Below are 18,756 nucleotides of genomic sequence, written 5' to 3' on the forward strand. Positions count from 1 at the left end.
GCGGCGCGGTCCCCAGATCAGGACGCGACGAAACAACGGGAAGACAGCTGCATGCGCGACCTGATGGGCATCATGAAGCAGGCTCAGGCCATGCAGGAGAAGATGGCCAACCTGCAGACTGAGATGGACGCGATCGAGGTCGCCGGCGCCTCCGGCGGCGGCTCGGTGCGGGTGACCATGTCGGCCAAGGGCCAGATGAAAGGGATTACGATCGATCCGTCCCTGATGGTCGCTGACGAGCGCGAGATCCTTGAGGACCTGATCGTGGCAGCCTGCAACGACGCCCGCGGCAAGGCCGAGGCGACCATGCAGGAGCGCATGGCCGAGCTGACCAAGGGCCTGCCGCTGCCGCCGGGCATGAAGCTGCCGTTCTAGGGGCGCACTGACCGTCTCGTTCCGCCCGCGGCCCTTGTCCTAAGGTGACCGCTCCGCTTCGGGGCGCCGTGACGAAGCGCGGCTGGGAACGCCGCTGGGATGTGCTCGCCAGTCGAGGTCGGGCGGCCGCTCCGGCCGCCCGCACCGGTCGATCAGGCGGCGATCGCCTGCGCGGTCGGCCCGGCGGCGCGCACGTCGGCGTCGACATGGGCCTCGAACCGCTTGAAGTTGTTGTCGAACATCTTCACGAGGCGGGCGGCCGTCTCCACGAAGGCCCCCTTGTTGCCCCAGGTCTTCACCGGCGTGAGGATGTGGGGCTCGACGCCCGGCACCGAGACCGGCACAGCGAAGCCGAAATACGGGTCGCGGCGGAACTCGGCCTGCGCCAGCGAACCGTCGAGGGCGGCGCCCAGCAGGCGCCGGGTCACGCGGATCGGCATGCGCCGACCGCTGCCGACCCCGCCGCCGGTCCAGCCGGTGTTGACCAGCCAGCAATCGACGCTGTGCTTGGCGATCAGGTCGCGGAGCAGGTTGCCGTAGGTGCTCGGGTGCCGCGGCATGAACGGCGCGCCGAAGCAGGTGGAGAAGGTCGCCTCAGGCCCGGTCAGGCCGCGCTCGGTGCCGGCGACCTTGGCGGTGTAGCCGCTGAGGAAGTGGTACATCGCCTCGGCGCCGGTGAGCTTGGCGATCGGCGGCATCACCCCGAAGGCGTCGCAGGTCAGCATCACGATGTTCTTCGGATGCCCGGCCCGGCCGGTGGCGCTGGCGTTGGCGATGAAGTCGAGCGGGTAGGCGCAGCGGGTGTTCTCGGTAAGGGAGGCGTCATCAAAGTCCGGCACCCGGGTGACCGGATCGATGATCACGTTCTCCATCACCGTGCCGAAGCGCTCGGTGGTGGCGTAGATCTCCGGCTCCGCGTTCCGCGAGAGGCGAATCGTCTTGGCGTAGCAGCCGCCCTCGAAGTTGAAGATGCCTGCATTCGACCAGCCGTGCTCGTCGTCGCCCAGGAGCTGGCGGGACGAGTCGTTCGACAGCGTCGTCTTGCCGGTGCCCGAGAGGCCGAAGAAGATCGCCGAGCCGCCGTCGGCGTCGAGCGCGGCGTTGGCCGAGCAGTGCATCGGCATCACACCCTGACCGGGCAGGATGTAGTTGAGGTAGGTGAAGACCGACTTCTTCATCTCGCCCGCGTAGGCCGAGCCGCCGATCAGCACGAGCTTCTTCGCGAAGTCGATGGCGATCACGGTCTTGGAGCGGCAGCCGTGGCGGGCCGGGTCCGCCTGGAAGCTCGGCAGGTCGATGATCGTCATGTCCGGCACGTAGGACGCGATCTCGGAGCGGTCCGGCCGTATCAGAAGGTTGCGGATAAACAGCGAGTGCCACGCGAACTCGCTGAAAACCCGGGCCTTGACGCGGTAGGCCGGATCGGCGCCGCCGTAGAGGTCCTGGGCGAACAGCTCCCGGCCCTCGGCGTGCTTCAGGAAGTCCTGCCGCAGGGTCTCGAACTTTTCGGGCGTGATCGCGCCGTTGTTGTCCCACCAGACCTCGGATTCCGTGGCGGCGTCGCGCACGACGAACTTGTCCTTGGGCGAGCGGCCGGTATGGCTGCCGGTGGTCGCCACGAGGGCGCCGCCGCGGGCGAGCTGCGCCTCCTTGCGGGCGAGCGCCTCCTCGTAGAGCCGCGGCGCCTCGAAATTCCAGTGGACGGCCTTGAGGTCGCGGAAGCCCGCGGCCTCGGCCCCGTGGGCCGCGTTGTGATCACCGATGTTGGTCAAGATCGTATCCTCCGGGCCCCTGTTCGACCGTCGACGCGACTACACCGAACGGCAATGCCGTCCGGAAAGGACCAGGGGACGTCCGCGCGGTCGTACAGGTCCGCCGCGCGCAGGATCTCCGTTCCCCGGCAGCTTCGATCCCCTCAGCTGAGTAGGCGGCGAAGCTTCGCTGTCATTATGGGCTTCGTCCGAGGCCCGCAATGTGTACGAACAGGCTAGACCACAGTTGTGGACGCAGGAACCCCCGTCTGTAAGCAGTCGCACCCGTTCGCGTACGTGCGCGGACGAGCAGTTCGCCTCTGGAATACCCAGATGCGGGGTGGGCGCTCATGCACCCTTGCATGCCAGGCGGCGACGTCTATGCCCCTGACGGACGCCCGCTCTTCCCTCGCCCAGAGGCACCAAGAGGCACGATGCCCCAAGCCGTTGCCGGCCCCGAGATCGAACGCCTGATCCAGCTCCTCGCCCGCATGCCGGGGCTCGGGCCGCGCTCGGCGCGCCGCGCCGCCCTCCAGCTCATCAAGAAACGCGACACCCTGCTCGGGCCTCTGGCCGACGCGATGCGGGTCGCCGCCGACCGCATCATCGTGTGCACCGGCTGCGGGAACGTCGACACCTCGGACCCCTGCACCATCTGCAGGGACGCCGAGCGCGATCCCACGACCCTCGTGGTGGTCGAGGACGTGTCGGATCTCTGGGCGCTCGAACGCTCGGGGGCCGTGAAGGCGCGCTACCACGTGCTCGGCGGCGTGCTCTCGGCGCTGGACGGGGTGCGGCCGGAGCATCTCAACCTCGCGACCCTCGTGGATCGCGTGGCTCGACCCGAGGTCACCGAGGTGATCCTGGCCCTCAACGCCACCGTCGACGGGCAGACGACGGCCCATTACGTCACCGAGTCGATCCGGCACTGCGACGTGAAGGTCACGCGCCTCGCCCACGGCGTGCCGGTGGGCGGCGAGCTCGATTATCTCGATGAGGGGACCCTGACCGCCGCCATCCGCAGCCGTACCGCCTTCTGACCGGACTTCCGCGGCAGCCCGGGGATCATTTGACCGGTTCCCGGCCGCATCCTATTCGACGTCCAGCCCGGAGACGTCCCGGCGCTGTCCCTGCCGGTTGCCGCCATGACCATCCGCCCGCTCGTCATCCTCCCCGATCCCGTTCTGCGCCGGGCCTCCGACCCGGTCGGCCCGATCACCGCGGAGATCCGCACCCTCGTCGCCGACATGTTCGAGACGATGTACGACGCCCCCGGCGTGGGACTGGCGGCGATCCAGATCGGCGTGGCCAAGCGCGTCGTCACGATCGACACGTCGAAGGAGGAAGGCGTCCGCGACGCGAAGGTGTTCATCAATCCCGAGATCATCTGGTCCTCGGAGGAGATGCGGGTCTACGACGAGGGCTGCCTGTCGATCCCTGAATATTACGGCGAGGTCGAGCGGCCGGACCGGGTCCGCGTACGGTTCCGCGACATCGACGGCAACGAGCAGGAGATCGAGGCCGGTGGCCTGCTCTCGACCTGCATCCAGCACGAGATCGATCACCTCAACGGCGTGCTGTTCATCGACCACCTGTCGAAGCTGAAGCGCGACCGGGTGATCAAGAAGTTCGCCAAGGCGGCCAAGCGCGACGCGGCCTGAGGCGGCCATGCGCGTCATCTTCATGGGCACGCCGGACTTCGCGGTGCCGACCCTCGCCCGGCTGGCACAGGACGGTCACGACATCGCCGCAGTCTATACCCGCGCGCCCGCGAAGGCCGGCCGCGGGATGAGCCTGCGCCCCTCCCCGGTCCAGGCCCTGGCCGAGACGCTCGGCGTGTCCGTTCTGACGCCGTCGACGCTGCGCACACCGGAGGCGGCCGAGACCTTCGCGGGTCACCGCGCGGAGGTCGCCGTGGTCGTGGCCTACGGGATGCTGCTGCCGCAAGCGATCCTCGACGCGCCGGCGCACGGTTGCCTGAACCTGCACGGTTCCCTGCTGCCGCGCTGGCGGGGCGCCGCGCCGATCCAGCGCGCCGTGATGGCGGGCGATGCCGAGAGCGGGGTCGGCGTGATGCGGATGGAAGCCGGGCTCGACACCGGTCCCGTGGCCCTCGAGGCCCGGATCCCGATCGCACCCGGCATGACGGCCGGTGAGTTGCACGACGCGCTGATGCCCGTGGGCGCCGACCTGATGGCGCAGGCCATCGTCCGTTTGGGTCAGGACCGCCTGGCGTTCACGCGGCAGCCCGAAGAGGGCGTGGTCTACGCGCGCAAGATCACCAACGACGAGGCGCGGATCGACTGGTCGCGGCCGGCGCACGAGGTCGCCAACCGGATCAACGGGTTGTCGCCATTCCCGGGGGCCTTCTTCGAGGTCGATCTCGGCAAGGGCCCGGAGCGGGTGAAGGTCCTGCGGGCCGCGCGCGCCGACGGAGGGGGCGTCGCCGGGACGCTCCTCGATTCCGACGGCACGGTGGCGTGCGGCGACGGCGCCGTGCGGCTGATCGAGCTCAGGCGGGCCGGCAAGGGCGGCAGCGCGGCGGGATCCGACTTCGTCCGCGGCGCCCGCCTGACGCCCGGCACCCGCCTCGGCTGATGCCCCGCTACAAGCTCGTCATCGAATACGACGGCGGCCCGTTCTGTGGCTGGCAACGGCAGGCCGACGAGCCCACGGTCCAGGGGGCGATCGAGGCGGCGGTGACGCGATTTTCCGGGGAGGAAGCCAGGCTCACCTGCGCGGGCCGGACCGATGCCGGCGTTCACGCCGTCCATCAGGTGGCCCATCTCGACCTGATCAAGGAATGGCGGACCGACACGGTGCGGGACGCGCTGAACGCCCATCTCCGTCCGCAACCGGTGGCGGTCCTGTCGGCCGAGATCGTGCCGGCAGCCTTCGATGCCCGCCACTCGGCGATCCGGCGGCACTACCGCTACCGCATCCTCAACCGGCGCAGCCCGGCCGCGCTAACGCGGGCCCATGTCTGGCACGTGCCCTGGCCGCTGGACGCCGATCTCATGCATGTCGCGGCCCAGCGCCTCGTGGGTCGCCATGATTTCTCGGCCTTCAGGGCGGCCGAATGCCAGGCCAACAGCCCGGTGCGCACGCTGGAGCAGCTCGACGTCCGCCGGTCCCCGATGGCGCTGCACGACGAGATCGTCGTTGCGACCTCCGCACGCTCCTTCCTGCATCATCAGGTGCGCGCGATGGTCGGGACGCTGATGCTCGCCGGGTGCGGGCGTCTCTCTGCGGACGAAGTGGCCGACATTCTGGCCTCCGGCGAGAAACGCCGGTGCGGCCCCCTAGCGCCCGCTGCGGGCCTGACTTTCGTCAAGGTGGATTACCCGGATCTGGACCACTCTCAGGTCTGAGAAGCCGGATTTGCGATCTGAGATTCGAGCGACGGGGAACGCACGGGCGGGCTGCTCACTACGCGGGGGCGGCGGCGTCGCCGGTTCTCCTCATCGTGGCTCCCGCCACGGCGAAAACGCATCGCCCCGGCATCGTGAGGTATCTCTCGACCGCCTTCCGTCGGCCCTCGTCGTCACGCTCCACGGCTTGGCCAATCTAGACTTCGCCAACCCCGACCCGGCGACATTCCTGAGCGCCGCGGCACGCGTGTCTGCCGGGACCCGTCGATGCAGGAGATTGAATCGCTCGGCCTGGATCTGGGATCCGATCGGTGCCCGGGCCGGCAGCCACGTCGTCGGGATCCGCATTTGCTTCCGGGCCATCGACGGATTCGACTTCGCGTGGCTCAGGCGCGGGCCGCGCTGAAGTACGCCTCCAGCACCCGCTCGTAGATCGCGGTCAGCCGCTCGAGATCGGCGACCGCCACGCACTCGTCGACCTGGTGCATGGTCTCCCCCACGAGGCCGAACTCGATCACCGGACAGGCATCCTTGATGAAACGGGCATCCGACGTGCCGCCCGTGGTCGAGAGCGTGGGGGTCAGGCCCGTTTCGGTCCGGATGGCGTCGGACACCAGCGTCACGAAGTCATCCGGTCGCGTCAGGAAGGCCGGAGCGTTCGAGGGATGAAGGTCGAGGGCAAAGCGCACCGCGTTCCCGGCCGCCTGCTCCAGGCGCCGTCGGATCTCGGCGCCGAGGCTCTCCGCGGTCCAGTCATCGTTGAACCGCACGTTGAACGTCGCCCGCGCCGTCGCCGGGATCACGTTGGTGGCCGGATTGCCCACGTCGATCGTCGTGAATTCGAGATTCGAGGCATCGAAATGCGTGGTGCCGCCGTCCAGCGGCTCGGCCGCGAGCGCCGACGCGAGGCGCAGCAGGCCCGGGATCGGGTTCTCCGCCTTGTGAGGATAGGCGACATGGCCCTGGCGGCCGAGAACCGTGAGCTTGCCGGTGAGCGAGCCCCGCCGACCGATCTTGATCATCTCGCCGAGCCGACCCGGGTTGGTGGGCTCGCCGAGAAGGCAATGGTCGAAGCGCTCGCCCCGGGCGCGGGCCCAGGCGAGGAGCTTCACGGTGCCGTTGACCGCCGGCCCCTCCTCGTCGCCGGTGATCAGGAACGCGATGGAACCGGTGAACCCGGCGCCGCGCCGCGTCAGGAAGGCCCGCGTCGCCGCCAGCATGCAGGCGATGCCGCCCTTCATGTCGGCGGCACCGCGGCCGTACAGCATGCCCTCGTCCACCGCGCCGTCGTATGGCCCGTGCCGCCAAGCACCGTCACCCTCCGGCACGACGTCGGTATGACCGGCGAAGACGAGGCAGGGGCCGCCCTGCCCGATGCGCGCGAACAGGTTCGGCGTATCGGGATAGCCGGCCTCGGAGAAGACCGGGCGCTCGATGGCGAACCCGGCGTTCCGGAGCGCGTCGGCGACCACGTCGAGGGCGCCACGATCCTCCGGGGTCACGGACCGGCAGCGGATCAGGTCTTGCGCCAGACGCAGTGCGGCGTGGGAAGCGTCGTTGTCAGCCGGCATGAACCCGTCGTCCTTGGAGAACCCGTCCGTCACGAGCCCGCCCTTGGCGTTCCGGCCTTGGCGGCCCGACACGCCGCGCGGGCCGCCTGCCCCGAGGCGGCCCGGACGGGGGAGCTCTGGAGTCCCCTACTTGGTGACCACCACCTGCACGTCACCGTGGCGGCGCTGGACCGAGACGGTGACGTCGTCGTCGTAGCGCTGGAACCGGATATCCAGGTGCGAGCTGCCGAGTCTCACGTTGTAGAGCGTCACGCCGTCGAGGAAGTTCGGTAGGATCGGGTTCTTGAGACGGACCCTGTTCCGCGCATGATCGAGTTCGACGCCGAGACAGGCGGCCAGGAATGCGAACGGCGCTGCCGCCGCCCAAGCCTGCGGGCTGCAGGCCACCGGGTAGGAGACCGGCCCGCGCTGCTTGCGGCGCATGAAGCCGCAGAACAGCTCCGGCAGGCGCTTCTGGTCCTGGTAGAGCGAGGTGTCGAACATCCCCTGGAAGATGCGGGCGGCCTCGTGCTTGCGGTCGTAGCGCGCGAGGCCCATCGCGATCAGCGCGTTGTCGTGCGGCCAGATCGAGCCGTTGTGGTAGGACATCGGGTTGTAGCGTGCCTCGCCCTTGGCGATCGTGCGCACGCCCCAGCCGTTGAACCCGTCCTTGCACAGCAGCGTCTCGGCGACACGCGCCGCGCGCTCCGGCTTGGCGATGCCGGTGAAGAGCGCGTGGCCGGCATTGGACGACCGCACCGCGCACTGCTTCTTGGATCCGTCGAGGGCGAGCGCGTAGGTGCCGATCTCCTCGTTCCAGAACGCCGCGTCGAATCGCTCCCGCAGGTCGGTGGCCGCCTGGGTCAGGCGCTCGGCCAGCGGGTCGTGGCCGAGGAGCGCGGCGAGCTTCGCCATGCCGTGCTTGGCGGCGTAGACGTAGCCCTGTACCTCGCACAGCGCGATCGGCCCCTTGGCGAGGTGGCCGTCGGCGTGGAAGATCGAATCGTGGCTGTCCTTCCAGCCCTGATTCTCCAGGCCCTTGTCGGTGTCACGGGCATACTCGACGAAGCCGTCGCCGTCGCGGTCGCCGTAGCGGTCCATCCATTCGAGGGCGAGTTCCAGCGCCGGCCAGATCGCCCGGATGGTCTCCAAGTCGCCAGTGACCGCGTAGTACTCCCAGGCGAGCATCACGAAGAGAGGCGTGCCGTCGATCGTGCCGTAATAGTGCCGGAACGGAACTTCCCCGAGCATCGCCATCTCGCCGCGGCGGGTCTCGTGCAGGACCTTGCCGGGCTGGGCGTCGGCCGCCGGATCGACCGCCTTGGCCTGGGTTGAGGCGAGGTAGCGCAGCACGCCGCGGGCGAATTTCGGATCGATCCAGAGCGCCATCATCGCCGTGATGATGCCGTCGCGGCCGAAGACCGTGGAGTACCAGGGAATGCCGGCGAACGGGTAGATGCCCTCGGGGGTCCGGCTCGCCAGCATGTAGAGGTCGGCCGTGGCCCGGCACAGGCCCTCGTTGAACTGGTCGTTCGACGAGATGATGGTGGTGATCCCGGCCGTCAGGGCGCGCAGGTCGCGGCGGGCATCGCGGTAGGCGCGGGCGAAGATCGTCCCCTCGCCGAGATCCTTTGCCTCACGCCGGGCACCGCCGACATTGGCGGCCAGCGTCAGCTTCGCGGCGGCGTCCTCGCCGACCATCGTGTCGGTCGGCGGCTTGGTGAAGGCGCGGTGCGCCTCGAACGCGACGCGGATGAACAGCGACGTCCGTCCCCCCGGGGGCAGCGACACGTCGAAGGCGACCCGGCCCGGCTCGATCAGGTCGGGCTTCGGGCCGAAATGCAGCGCCGTGGAGCGCACGATCTCGTCGAGCCCGACGTACCGGAACTGTACCTCGCGGTCGCTCGCGACTAGGACGCCGCGCTTGCCGCGCTCCTTGCGCTCGGTGCCGCGCACCTCGAACAGGTCGCGGAAATCGGCGTCGAAGGTCACGGCGATGCGAACGCGGCGATGCTTCGAATCGAAGGAGCGCAAGCCGATCCGGTCGTAGCAGGTTCCGCGGAACAGAAACTTCGTGCGCTCGATCGCGATCGTCTCGCGGGGGATCGAGGTCTCGTCATGGGCCTCGAGACGGATGTCGGGCGTCGTCATGTCAACGCTGAGGGCGCCGTTGTCGTCCTGCATGACCGAGGACAGCATCAGCGGACGCTGGCCTTCGACGGTCAGCTCCAGGCGCGAGAGATAGCGCGTGTCTTGGAAGTAGAGCCCCTCCGGTCCGGGCTGGACCCCGATATCGCCGTAGGAATCCAGGACCCCGAAGGCCTCGCCGAACTTCAGCGAGCGCAGGGGTCGCTCCACGAGGGAGGTCTGCGCTTCGATATGGTAGGGCGGAAGCACGTCGTCGGCATCCTGGAAGCCGAGCGCCGCGTTTCCGGCACTCGCCAGAGTGCGGGCCGTCGCTGGGTGGGCCGCTGCCGAGTTCTCCGCCGCCATACAGGGCATCTCCGGGTACGTGTGAGGGTGCGAATCGAGAGGGCCGCCGCATCACCTCGGATGCGGCGGCCCTTGTTCACTCTACGGATGAGTCGCCTTTAAGACGCTAGGCCGGGGCGGCCCTGCCTCGCAAGCCCGATGCCGGGATTCCTTGCGCTGCGGGGCCCCGACCGGCCGATCAGGCCGGCATCGCCGCGACGGGGATCGCGGGACGCGCGGAGCCGTTCAGCTCACCGAATTGCGGCTTGAAGCCGGATTTCGGCAGCTTGATCACGTCGGCCCCGCGGGCCAGCAGATCCTCGTAGGCGGCGACGTACTTCTTGACCATGCACTCGGCGGTAAACTGGCTCTCGAAGTGGCCGCGGACACCGGCGCGGCTCATGGCCTTGACCTGGGCGACCGCCGCGACGGCGTCGTCCATGGTCTCGCAGAGCACGCCGCCGACGCCGTCCTTGATGACCTCCGGCACGGAGCCGTTGCGGAAGGCAATCACCGGCGTGCCGGCGGACATCGCTTCGATCATGACGAGGCCGAAAGGCTCGGGCCAGTCGATCGGGAAGGCGAGCGCCAGAGCGTTGCCGAGGAATTCCTTCTTCTGCTCCTCGTTGATCTCGCCGATATACTCGATCAGCGGGTGATGGATCATCGGCTCGATGACCTCATCCCAATAATCCTGGTCGGCCTTGTCGACCTTGGCGGCGATCTTGAGCGGCGTCCCCGAGCGGATCGCCATCTCGATGGCGCGATCGGGACGCTTCTCGGGGGAGATCCGGCCGAGGAAGGCGAGGTAGCCGCCCTTCGCGTCCGGGTAGTACGGGCAGTTCTCGGCCGGCAGGCCGTGATGGATCGTCGCCAGCCAGTTCGAGGTCGGCGGCATGGGCAGGCGCTGGTTGTCGGAGATCGACACCAGGGGCATGCCCGTGAAGGTGCGGTAGACCGGCATGAAGTCCGGCACGTCGAGGCGGCCGTGCATCGTGGTGATGCACTTGTGGTTCAGATCCTCGAACATCGGATACTGCAGCAGATCGATGTGGAAGTGCAGGATGTCGAACTCGTGCGCGCGCCGGTGCACCTGATGCAGCATCGCCAAGTGGCTGGCGGTGTGATCCCGGTATCCCAGAAGGCGCAGGCCCTCGGGCGTGCAGGATGCGAGCTTCGATGAGGTCTTCGAGTCGCCGCTTGCGAACAGCGTGACTTCGTGGCCCTGGCGGACCAGTTCCTCGGTAATCCAGCTGACGACGCGCTCGGTGCCGCCGTAGAACTTCGGAGGGACGGCCTCCGACAACGGAGCGATCTGGGCAATGCGCACGAAGTGTCTCCTGGTTGGCCGAATTTGACGGGGGGTCTAACCCTGCCGGCCTGAGCGGGACATGAATGAAACGGACGGCCAAGGTTATGGTTCCTGGCGCCCCAGCTGTCGCTCCCCGTTTTGTGCAGTGCGCGCGCTGTCCCCGAATTCCCCCGAATCAGCGAGGCTATCCGGGCGTTCTCGACCTTTTGCTCGCGGAGAAGAGGGTGGCGCGCGCCTCCACGGCAGACCGCTCCGGCGGCCCGTTCGCGCGGGCGTTGCCGCGGCGCCGCCTTTCTGTCATAAGCCGCCCCGCGTCGAACCGCCCGGCTGATTAGGGCTGCCGTGGCGGCTCGTGCTGCTCCACCAGAAGCATAAACGCGCGAACCTCATCCGATCCTCGCGGGTCGGCCCGGGGAATCTTCGCGCAACGGAGAGCCAAATGCCCAAGTTGAAGACGAAATCGGGCGCGAAGAAGCGCTTCAAGATCACCGGCACCGGCAAGGTGATGTACGCCCAGGCCGGCAAGCGCCACGGGATGATCAAGCGGACGACCAAGCAGATCCGCAACCTGCGCGGCACCACGACCCTGTTCGAGGGCGATGCCGCCAACGTGAAGAAGTACTTCCTGCCGAACGCGCGGTAAGTCCTTCTACACCCGTTGCCACTGTCTTTCGTCGAATCCAGGAGATAACCGATGGCCCGCGTCAAGCGCGGCGTGACCAGTCACGCGAAGCACAAAAAAGTCCTGAAGGCCGCCAAGGGCTATTACGGCCGGCGCAAGAATACGATCCGGATCGCCAAGCAGGCGGTCGAAAAGGGCATGCAGTATGCCTACCGCGATCGCAAGAACAAGAAGCGCACGTTCCGCGCCCTCTGGATCCAGCGCCTCAACGCGGCGGTCCGCGAGCACGGCCTGACCTACTCGCGCTTCATCGACGGTCTGGCCAAGTCCGGCATCGTCGTCGACCGCAAGGCGCTGTCGGAGCTGGCGATCCACGAGCCGGCAAGCTTCGCCGCCGTCGTCGAGAAGGCGAAGGCCGCGCTGCCGCAGACCACCGCCAAGGCGGCCTGATCCAGGCCTGAGGCGAGACGTACGGAAGGCGCGGTTCCCCCGGGGAGCCGCGCCTTCGTCGTTCTCGAGGTCCCACGCCCCGCGCTTGCACCCGGGCGCACAACGCGCGAGAGCACGGCCCGACGGCCGACTCCGCCAACCCTGCTCGAAGACAGCGATGACCGATCTCGATTCCCTCGAACGCGATCTCCTGGCCGAGATCTCGGCGGCCTCGGACGAGGCGGCCCTCGACGCGGTCCGCGTCGCCGCGCTCGGCAAGAAGGGCAGCGTCTCGGAGCTCCTGAAGACCCTGGGCGCCATGACCCCCGGGGAGCGCAAGGAGCGCGGGCCCCTGATCAACGGCCTGCGGGACCGGGTCCAGGGCGCCGTCACCGCGCGCAAGGCCGAACTCGCCGAGGCCGCTCTGGAGGCCCGCCTCGCCTCCGAGCGGGTCGACGTGACCCTGCCGGTCCGCGAGGCGCCGGAGGTGCGCGGCCGGATCCACCCGATCTCCCAAGTCATCGATGAGATCACCGCGATCTTCGCCGATATGGGTTTCTCGGTGGCCGAAGGTCCGGACATCGAGACGGACGAGTTGAACTTCACCGCCCTCAACTTCCCGCCCGGGCACCCGGCCCGCGAGATGCACGACACCTTCTTCCTGGCGCCGGACCGGGACGGGAAGCGCAAGGTGCTGCGCACCCACACCTCGCCGGTGCAGATCCGCACCATGCGGGCGCAGACCCCGCCGATTCGGGTGATCATCCCGGGCCGGACCTACCGGCACGATTCCGACCAGACCCACACGCCGATGTTCCATCAGGTCGAGGGGCTGGTGATCGACACGGCGGCCAACATCGCCAACCTGAAATGGGTGCTGGAGGAGTTCTGCAAGGCGTTCTTCGAGGTGGAGGGCGTGAAGATGCGCTTCCGCCCGTCCTTCTTCCCCTTCACCGAGCCGTCGGCAGAGGTCGACATCCAGTGCTCGCGCAAGGGCGGCGAGATCCGCTTCGGCGAGGGCGACGACTGGTTGGAGATCCTCGGATGCGGGATGGTGCACCCGAACGTGCTCCGCAATTGCGGGCTCGACCCGGACGTCGTGCAGGGCTTCGCCTTCGGCGTCGGCATCGACCGGATCGCCATGCTGAAATACGGCATGCCGGACCTGCGGCCGTTCTTCGAGGCGGATGTCCGCTGGCTCGATCATTACGGCTTCCGGCCGCTCGACGTGCCGAGCCTCGTGGGCGGCCTCACCGGCTGAGCGCCTCCGCCGCGGCCGTCCGGCTCCGGCGAAGGCCCCGTGATCCTGTTCCTCCGACGGTCGAGCCGACCTCAGGCTCTCGAAGGTCCATCATGAAATTCACCCTCTCCTGGCTCAAGGATCACCTCGAGACCGAGGCCACCCTCGACACCATCGCCGACGCGCTGACGCGGATCGGCCTCGAGGTGGAGGGCGTCGAGGACAAGGCCGCCGCGCTCAAGCCCTACGTGATCGCCCGGATCCTGACCGCCGAGCAGCACCCGAACGCCGACCGGCTGCGGGTGTGCACGGTGGATACCGGCGCGGGCGCGCCGGTTCAGGTGGTCTGCGGTGCGCCGAACGCCCGGGCCGACCTCGTCTCGGTCTTCGCACCGCCCGGCACCTACGTGCCCGGAAAGGCCATCACCCTCTCGGTGGGCATGATCCGCGGCGTCGAGAGCCGCGGCATGCTGTGCTCAGGCGCGGAACTCGGCCTCGGGGACGACCATGACGGCATCATGGAGCTCCCGACCGACGCGCCGATCGGCCAGGGCTACGCGCTGTATGCGGGGCTCGACGATCCGGTCATCGAGATCAACCTGACGCCGAACCGGCCGGATTGCACCTCGGTCCATGGCATCGCCCGCGACCTCGCCGCGGCCGGGATCGGCACCCTGAAGCGCGAGACGCTGCCGGGCGTGCGCGGCGAAGGCCCCTGCCCGGTCGAGGTCGAGCTGGCCTTCGCGTCCGCCGACCGGCACCTCGCCCCGGTGTTCGCCCTGCGGCTCGTCCGCGGAGTCAAGAACGGCCCGTCGCCGGCCTGGATGCAGGCCCGGCTGCGGGCGATCGGCCTGCGCCCGATCAATGCGCTGGTCGACATCACCAATTACGTGACCTTCGATCGCGGACGGCCGCTGCACGTCTTCGATGCCGCCAAGGTGTCGGGGAACATCACGGTGCGGCGCGCGCAGTCCGGCGAGACCCTGCTCGCCCTCGACGGCCGGACCCACACGCTCACCGACGACACGGTGGTGATCGCCGACAAGAACGGCGTCGAATCCATCGCCGGCATCATGGGCGGCCAGGCCTCCGGCTGCGATGCCGGCACGACGGACGTGCTGATCGAATCGGCGATCTGGGACCCGGCCAACATCGCCCAGTCGGGCCGTCGCCTCGGCATCATCACCGATGCGCGCTACCGTTTCGAGCGGGGTGTCGATCCGGCCTTCACGCGTCCGGGTCTCGACCTCGCGACGCGACTGGTGGTGGACCTGTGCGGCGGCACGCCGACCGAGGCGCAGATCGCCGGCGAGCCGCCGGAATCCGGACGCCGCATCGAGTTTCCGTGGACCGAGGTCAGCCGTCTCGCCGGCATCGACGTGCCGCGCGTCGAGATGACGGCGATCCTCGAAGCGCTGGGTTTTCATGTCTCCGGCACCGGCGACCGGGCTCAGGTGCTCACGCCCTCTTGGCGGCCCGACGTCGAGGGCAAGGCTGACCTCGTCGAGGAGGTGGTGCGCATCGCCGGTCTGGATCGGATCGAGGCCAAGCCCCTGCCCCGGCTCGCCGGGATCGGCCGTCCGCTCCTCACCGTGATGCAGAAGCGCACCCGTATCGCCAAGCGCGCCCTGGCGAGCCGCGGCCTGATGGAGGCCGTCACGTGGTCCTTCGTTCCGCACGCGGATGCCGCGCTGTTCGGCGGCGGCGGTGACGACCTCGTCCTGGCGAACCCGATCGCCTCGGAACTGTCGGACATGCGCCCCAGCCTCCTGCCGGGCCTCCTGCGCGCGGCGCAACGCAACGCCGACCGCGGCTACCCGGACGCGGCCCTCTTCGAGGTCGGCCAGTGCTTCGGATCCGACGAGCCTGAGGGCCAAACCATCCGCGCGGCGGCGGTCCGCCGCGGCAGCGCCACCCTGTCCGGCGCCGGGCGGCACTGGGACGGCGGCGTCGAGACCGTGGACGCGTTCGACGCCAAGGCCGACGCCCTCGCGCTGCTGGGCAGCCTCGGCGTGCCGACCGGCGGCCTGCAGGTGACGGCAGGCGGGCCGTCCTGGCTCCATCCGGGCCGCTCGGGCACCCTGCGCTTCGGCCCCAAGACGGCGATCGGCTGGTTCGGCGAGGTGCATCCGCGGACCCTTCAGGCGCTCGATCTCAAGGGGACCCTGGTCGCCTTCGAGATCGTGCTGGATGCCCTTCCCCTGCCCAAGAACAAGACGACGAAGGCCAAGCCGGCGCTCGTGCTCTCCGAGTTCCAACCCCTGTCCCGCGACTTCGCCTTCGTGGTCGGGCGGGATGTTCCGGCCGGCGATATCGTGAAGGCCGCACAAGGGGCGGAGGGCAAGCTCGTCACGGGCGTCGACGTCTTCGACGTCTACGAGGGGCCGGGCGTGCCGGAGGGCTCGAAATCGGTGGCTGTCGCGGTGCGATTGCAGCCGGTGGAGCGCACCCTGACCGATACCGAGATCGAGGCGGTGAGCGCGAAGATCGTCGCCGAGGTATCCCGGCGGACCGGCGCGACGCTTCGAACCTGAGGAGAGCCGCGTGGATCGGATCGCCCTGCTCATCGCGGATCTCGCGGCCGCCGAACATCGGCCGACCGCAGCCTTGCGCGAGGCCCTGACGCATCCGGGGGCGCTCGCCGATGCGACACTCCCGCTGCTGGAGGCGGCAGCCGATGGGCGCGAGCTGACGCCGGAGGAGACCAACCTCCTCTTCTGGGGCCTGCACGTCATGGCCCATGCGCGGGACACCCGCGCCCTGGCACCGCTCCTGCGCCTGTTGCGGCAGGATGAGGAGAGTCTCGACGCCGTGCTGGGCGACGCCCTCACGGCGACCCTGGCCAAGGTCCTGGCGAGCCTGTTCGACGGGGATACCGCACCGTTCTTCCGGCTGATCCTCGACAGCACCGTGGACGATTTCGTCCGCATGGCGCTGCTCTCGGCCTGCACCTTCCTGACCCTGGAGGGCCGGATCGATCGGGGCGCGATGCACGACCTGCTGGTCCGCTTCGACGACGCCCAGGCCGCCGTCGAGGAGGCGCCGGTCTGGTCGGGCTGGGAAGAGACGATCGCGCATCTCGGCTTCCGGGACCTCGCCCCGCGCGTCGCGGCGGCCCGTGCCGATGGGCGCATCACCGACGAAATCAGCGATGCCGACTGGTTCAAGGAGGCGTTGCGCAAGGCCGAGACGAAGCCGAACGATCGCGATCGCCTCGGCCCCTATCAGTACGGCTACTTGGATGATCCGATCGAAGCCCTCGACTGGACCGTCGAAGGCGCGGGCGAGCCGCAGCGCAATCCGCTCAAGGACGTCGGCCGCAACGATCCCTGCCCCTGCGGTTCGGGCAAGAAATTCAAGAAGTGCTGCCTCGGCAAGGTCGAAGCCGAGGGACCGTGGATGCCGCCGGGATCGCTATTGGGCTGAGTCGCCGGACCCGCTCAGGGGATTCTCCGGATCCCAGCCGTATGTCAGCGTCTCGAACCGCATCGCGCGGGCATCGACCATCAGCAAGCGTCCGACCAGGGCCTCGCCGAAGGGAGCCACGGTCCGGATGACCTCCATGGCCATCAGCGAGCCCATCACGCCGGCCAGCGCGCCGAGAACGCCCGCCTCGGCGCAGGCAGGCACGCTGCCGGGTGGCGGCGGGTTCGGAAACAGGCAGCGATAGGTCGGATTCGGCCGTCCGTCCGGGCCGGATTCGTGCGCGCGGATCGTGGTGAGCGTCCCATCGAACCGGCCGAGCGCCGCCGTCACGAGCGGCCGGCCGGCCTGGTAGCAGGCGTCGGAGACGGCGTAGCGCGTGGCGAAGTTGTCGGACCCATCGGCGACCACGTCGTAGCCGGCGATCAGGTCGACGGCGTTGACCGGAGCGATCCGCACGACGTGGGAGACGATCCGCACGTGCGGGTTGAGATGCGCCACCGCATCGGCGGCACTCTCGACTTTCAGACGGCCGAGATCCGGCGTTCCATGGATGACCTGGCGCTGAAGATTCGACAGCGAGACCGTGTCGTCGTCGACGATACCGATCGTGCCGATCCCGGCCGCAGCGAGGTACTGGATCAGCGGCGCGCCGAGCCCCCCTGCCCCGATGACGAGCACCCGCGCGGCCCGGAGGCGGGCTTGGCCCGGACCGCCGATCTCGGGCAGCACGAGGTGGCGGGCGTAGCGTTCGACTTCTTCCGATGCGAGGGCCATGGGCTGCCCATAGCCGTCCGCGGCGCCGCGCGGAAGCGCCCGCACGCAAGAACGCCGCCCCAGTGAGGAGGCGGCGCCGTGTCTCGCAGGACGGCCGATCAGCGCGGCGCGAGGATCATGATCATCTGCCGGCCTTCGAGCATCGGCTCGCTCTCGACCTTGGCGATCTCGGCGGTCTCGTGCTTCACGCGCTCCAGAAGGCGCAGACCGATATCCTGGTGAGCCATTTCACGACCGCGGAAGCGCAAAGTCACCTTGACCTTGTCGCCCTCCTCGAAGAAGCGGTGCACCGACTTCATCTTGGTATCGTAGTCGTGCTTGTCGATGCCGGGGCGGAGCTTGATCTCCTTGACCTCGACGGTCTTCTGACGCTTGCGGGCCTCGTTCTGCTTCTTCTGCTCGTTGAAGCGGAAGCGCCCGTAATCGAGCAGCTTGCAGACGGGGGGCACGGAGTTCGGAGCGATCTCCACGAGATCAAGCCCGGCCTCCTCGGCAAGGTTCAGCGCGTCGAAGAAGGCGACGACACCGCGGTTCTGCCCGGTATCATCGATCAGCTGCACTTCCCGCACTCCGCGAATGTCGCGGTTCGCGCGCGGCCCGTCCTTCTGCGGGGCCGGCATGGCTCTCATCGGTCTACGAATGGCTTCGATCTCCTGCTGCAACGACGAAACGGCGGACTGGACAACCCCCGGGAGGATCGCCTGACCACCAGCCGCTCCGGTCTCATCCGGACATATAACGTTGGGGGAAGCGCGACCAGAGTCAACGGCCAACCGGACCGGGGCCCGAAATAATCGGACGCGTCGGTCGAAATGCGCCTGCCACCATGCGAAGATTGGAGGCGCCGGAAGCCTTGTCGACGCCGTGACTTGGCGTGCGCTCAAAGCAGTACCTGTGCCGGCCTCGCCATGGGAACAGGGTCCAAGAAGATCGAACCCCTCACCAGGCGCTGCGGGGTGCCGGACCACACGCTGCGCTACGACGAGCGGCTCGGGCTGATTCCCTACGCAGATCGGGACGTGTCCGGTCGGCGGGCCTCCGAAGCGTCCATCCTCACCTGATCGCGGTCCTCGGCCGTTTGATGGTCACGGGAATGTCGATCAGCGAAACGCTGCGACCCGCGAGCTTGCGGGCGCAGGGTCGGTCGACTGAACCCGAAGGGCGCGCTCCGCGCGAACGCCCCCGTCGGCAGGTGCGACGGCGAATCGCCGATGTCCAGGGCTGCCTCCTCTCTCGATTCGAAGGTCGCCGCCACGGCCGGTGTCGGGGAGAAGAAGACCGATGGCGCAAGCACAGGACCCGAACGAGTGCCGCTTCGAACGCGGGCGACGAATTCTGCCTGAAATCGACGGACGGGCCAGCGGGGCGGTGGTCGCGCCCCCTGGCCGGCATCGCGCCGGACTTCGCCCGCTACCTGATTGAGTTTCCCTCCGG

The 18,756-nt window shown here is 68.8% G+C and carries 17 protein-coding genes; 11 read left to right on the plus strand and 6 right to left on the minus strand.

What is annotated here, in order from left to right:
• The first annotated feature begins 51 nt into the window (after positions 1-51).
• Positions 52-375, plus strand: coding sequence for a YbaB/EbfC family nucleoid-associated protein (locus MKK82_RS07770; RefSeq protein WP_243985208.1), 324 nt, complete (start codon positions 52-54; stop codon positions 373-375).
• Positions 376-527: 152 nt separating this feature from the next.
• Here MKK82_RS07770 and MKK82_RS07775 read toward each other — a convergent pair whose 3' ends face one another.
• Complete coding sequence (locus tag MKK82_RS07775) at positions 528-2,147, minus strand: phosphoenolpyruvate carboxykinase (RefSeq protein ID WP_243985210.1); 1,620 nt, start codon at positions 2,145-2,147, stop codon at positions 528-530.
• Positions 2,148-2,560: 413 nt separating this feature from the next.
• Between MKK82_RS07775 and recR the strand changes: the two genes are divergently transcribed.
• The 4 genes from recR to truA all read left to right on the plus strand — a co-directional run bounded on the left by recR (position 2,561) and on the right by truA (position 5,497).
• On the plus strand, positions 2,561-3,166 hold the full coding sequence (gene recR, locus MKK82_RS07780) for a recombination mediator RecR (RefSeq protein WP_238285169.1): 606 nt from the start codon (positions 2,561-2,563) through the stop codon (positions 3,164-3,166).
• A gap of 105 nt (positions 3,167-3,271) precedes the next feature.
• A complete protein-coding gene (def, locus tag MKK82_RS07785; RefSeq protein WP_238285168.1) occupies positions 3,272-3,787 on the plus strand; it encodes a peptide deformylase in 516 nt (171 codons plus the stop codon).
• A gap of 7 nt (positions 3,788-3,794) precedes the next feature.
• On the plus strand, positions 3,795-4,724 hold the full coding sequence (gene fmt, locus MKK82_RS07790; RefSeq protein WP_238285167.1) for a methionyl-tRNA formyltransferase: 930 nt from the start codon (positions 3,795-3,797) through the stop codon (positions 4,722-4,724).
• On the plus strand, positions 4,724-5,497 hold the full coding sequence (gene truA / locus MKK82_RS07795) for a tRNA pseudouridine(38-40) synthase TruA (protein ID WP_238285166.1): 774 nt from the start codon (positions 4,724-4,726) through the stop codon (positions 5,495-5,497). Before fmt ends, truA begins: the two co-directional genes overlap by 1 nt.
• Positions 5,498-5,883: 386 nt before the next feature.
• Here the strand turns inward: truA and dapE are convergent, their stop codons facing one another.
• From dapE to MKK82_RS07810, 3 genes are all read right to left on the minus strand, one after another.
• Positions 5,884-7,068 carry a succinyl-diaminopimelate desuccinylase gene (gene dapE / locus MKK82_RS07800; RefSeq protein WP_238285327.1) on the minus strand — a complete coding sequence of 395 codons (1,185 nt, stop codon included), beginning with the start codon at positions 7,066-7,068 and terminating at the stop codon, positions 5,884-5,886.
• Between the two features lie 126 nt (positions 7,069-7,194).
• Complete coding sequence (locus MKK82_RS07805; RefSeq protein ID WP_238285165.1) at positions 7,195-9,540, minus strand: amylo-alpha-1,6-glucosidase; 2,346 nt, start codon at positions 9,538-9,540, stop codon at positions 7,195-7,197.
• A gap of 178 nt (positions 9,541-9,718) precedes the next feature.
• Positions 9,719-10,849, minus strand: a complete 1,131-nt coding sequence (locus MKK82_RS07810) for a glycosyltransferase family 4 protein (RefSeq protein WP_238285164.1) — start codon at positions 10,847-10,849, stop codon at positions 9,719-9,721.
• A 421-nt stretch (positions 10,850-11,270) separates the two neighbouring features.
• Here MKK82_RS07810 and rpmI point away from each other — a divergent pair, with 421 nt between their 5' ends.
• The 5 genes from rpmI (at position 11,271) to MKK82_RS07835 (ending at position 16,548) form a co-directional block, all read left to right on the plus strand.
• Positions 11,271-11,474, plus strand: coding sequence for a 50S ribosomal protein L35 (gene rpmI, locus MKK82_RS07815; protein ID WP_007561407.1), 204 nt, complete (start codon positions 11,271-11,273; stop codon positions 11,472-11,474).
• A gap of 51 nt (positions 11,475-11,525) precedes the next feature.
• A complete protein-coding gene (rplT, locus tag MKK82_RS07820) occupies positions 11,526-11,903 on the plus strand; it encodes a 50S ribosomal protein L20 (protein ID WP_043355811.1) in 378 nt (125 codons plus the stop codon).
• Between the two features lie 157 nt (positions 11,904-12,060).
• The gene (gene pheS, locus MKK82_RS07825; protein WP_238285161.1) at positions 12,061-13,143 is read left to right on the plus strand and encodes a phenylalanine--tRNA ligase subunit alpha; all 1,083 of its coding nucleotides are present in this window, start codon (positions 12,061-12,063) and stop codon (positions 13,141-13,143) included.
• Between the two features lie 92 nt (positions 13,144-13,235).
• Entirely contained in the window at positions 13,236-15,656 is a 2,421-nt protein-coding gene (pheT, locus tag MKK82_RS07830) for a phenylalanine--tRNA ligase subunit beta (protein WP_243985212.1), read from the plus strand.
• Positions 15,657-15,666: 10 nt separating this feature from the next.
• Positions 15,667-16,548, plus strand: a complete 882-nt coding sequence (locus tag MKK82_RS07835; RefSeq protein ID WP_238285158.1) for a DUF1186 domain-containing protein — start codon at positions 15,667-15,669, stop codon at positions 16,546-16,548.
• Here MKK82_RS07835 and MKK82_RS07840 read toward each other — a convergent pair.
• Together MKK82_RS07840 and infC are read right to left on the minus strand one after the other, a co-directional pair.
• Positions 16,537-17,322 (minus strand): HesA/MoeB/ThiF family protein, encoded by a 786-nt coding sequence (locus MKK82_RS07840; protein WP_243985214.1) that lies wholly within the window; start codon positions 17,320-17,322, stop codon positions 16,537-16,539. The genes MKK82_RS07835 and MKK82_RS07840 overlap by 12 nt on opposite strands.
• A gap of 98 nt (positions 17,323-17,420) precedes the next feature.
• Positions 17,421-17,942, minus strand: a complete 522-nt coding sequence (infC, locus tag MKK82_RS07845) for a translation initiation factor IF-3 (RefSeq protein ID WP_238285326.1) — start codon at positions 17,940-17,942, stop codon at positions 17,421-17,423.
• 288 nt (positions 17,943-18,230) lie between these two features.
• On the opposite strand from infC, the gene MKK82_RS07850 reads away from it, so the two are divergent.
• Positions 18,231-18,383: a MerR family DNA-binding transcriptional regulator gene (locus MKK82_RS07850; RefSeq protein WP_279602860.1), complete on the plus strand. Its 153-nt coding sequence runs from the start codon at positions 18,231-18,233 to the stop codon at positions 18,381-18,383.
• Positions 18,384-18,756: the final 373 nt, after the last annotated feature.

Origin of the sequence: Methylobacterium sp. E-046, assembly GCF_022829625.1 — a bacterium.
GTDB classification, from domain to species: Bacteria; Pseudomonadota; Alphaproteobacteria; order Rhizobiales; family Beijerinckiaceae; genus Methylobacterium; species Methylobacterium longum.

Bases quoted from the DNA above. Each gene is read 5' to 3' on its own strand.
- MKK82_RS07770 (WP_243985208.1), top strand. From the start codon at position 52: ATGCGCGACCTGATGGGCATCATGAAGCAGGCTCAGGCCATGCAGGAG.
- recR (WP_238285169.1), top strand. From the start codon at position 2,561: ATGCCCCAAGCCGTTGCCGGCCCCGAGATCGAACGCCTGATCCAGCTC.
- def (WP_238285168.1), top strand. From the start codon at position 3,272: ATGACCATCCGCCCGCTCGTCATCCTCCCCGATCCCGTTCTGCGCCGG.
- fmt (WP_238285167.1), top strand. From the start codon at position 3,795: ATGCGCGTCATCTTCATGGGCACGCCGGACTTCGCGGTGCCGACCCTC.
- truA (WP_238285166.1), top strand. From the start codon at position 4,724: ATGCCCCGCTACAAGCTCGTCATCGAATACGACGGCGGCCCGTTCTGT.
- dapE (WP_238285327.1), bottom strand. From the start codon at position 7,068: ATGCCGGCTGACAACGACGCTTCCCACGCCGCACTGCGTCTGGCGCAA.
- MKK82_RS07805 (WP_238285165.1), bottom strand. From the start codon at position 9,540: ATGGCGGCGGAGAACTCGGCAGCGGCCCACCCAGCGACGGCCCGCACT.
- rpmI (WP_007561407.1), top strand. From the start codon at position 11,271: ATGCCCAAGTTGAAGACGAAATCGGGCGCGAAGAAGCGCTTCAAGATC.
- rplT (WP_043355811.1), top strand. From the start codon at position 11,526: ATGGCCCGCGTCAAGCGCGGCGTGACCAGTCACGCGAAGCACAAAAAA.
- pheS (WP_238285161.1), top strand. From the start codon at position 12,061: ATGACCGATCTCGATTCCCTCGAACGCGATCTCCTGGCCGAGATCTCG.
- pheT (WP_243985212.1), top strand. From the start codon at position 13,236: ATGAAATTCACCCTCTCCTGGCTCAAGGATCACCTCGAGACCGAGGCC.
- MKK82_RS07840 (WP_243985214.1), bottom strand. From the start codon at position 17,322: ATGGCCCTCGCATCGGAAGAAGTCGAACGCTACGCCCGCCACCTCGTG.
- infC (WP_238285326.1), bottom strand. From the start codon at position 17,942: ATGCCGGCCCCGCAGAAGGACGGGCCGCGCGCGAACCGCGACATTCGC.
- MKK82_RS07850 (WP_279602860.1), top strand. From the start codon at position 18,231: ATGGGAACAGGGTCCAAGAAGATCGAACCCCTCACCAGGCGCTGCGGG.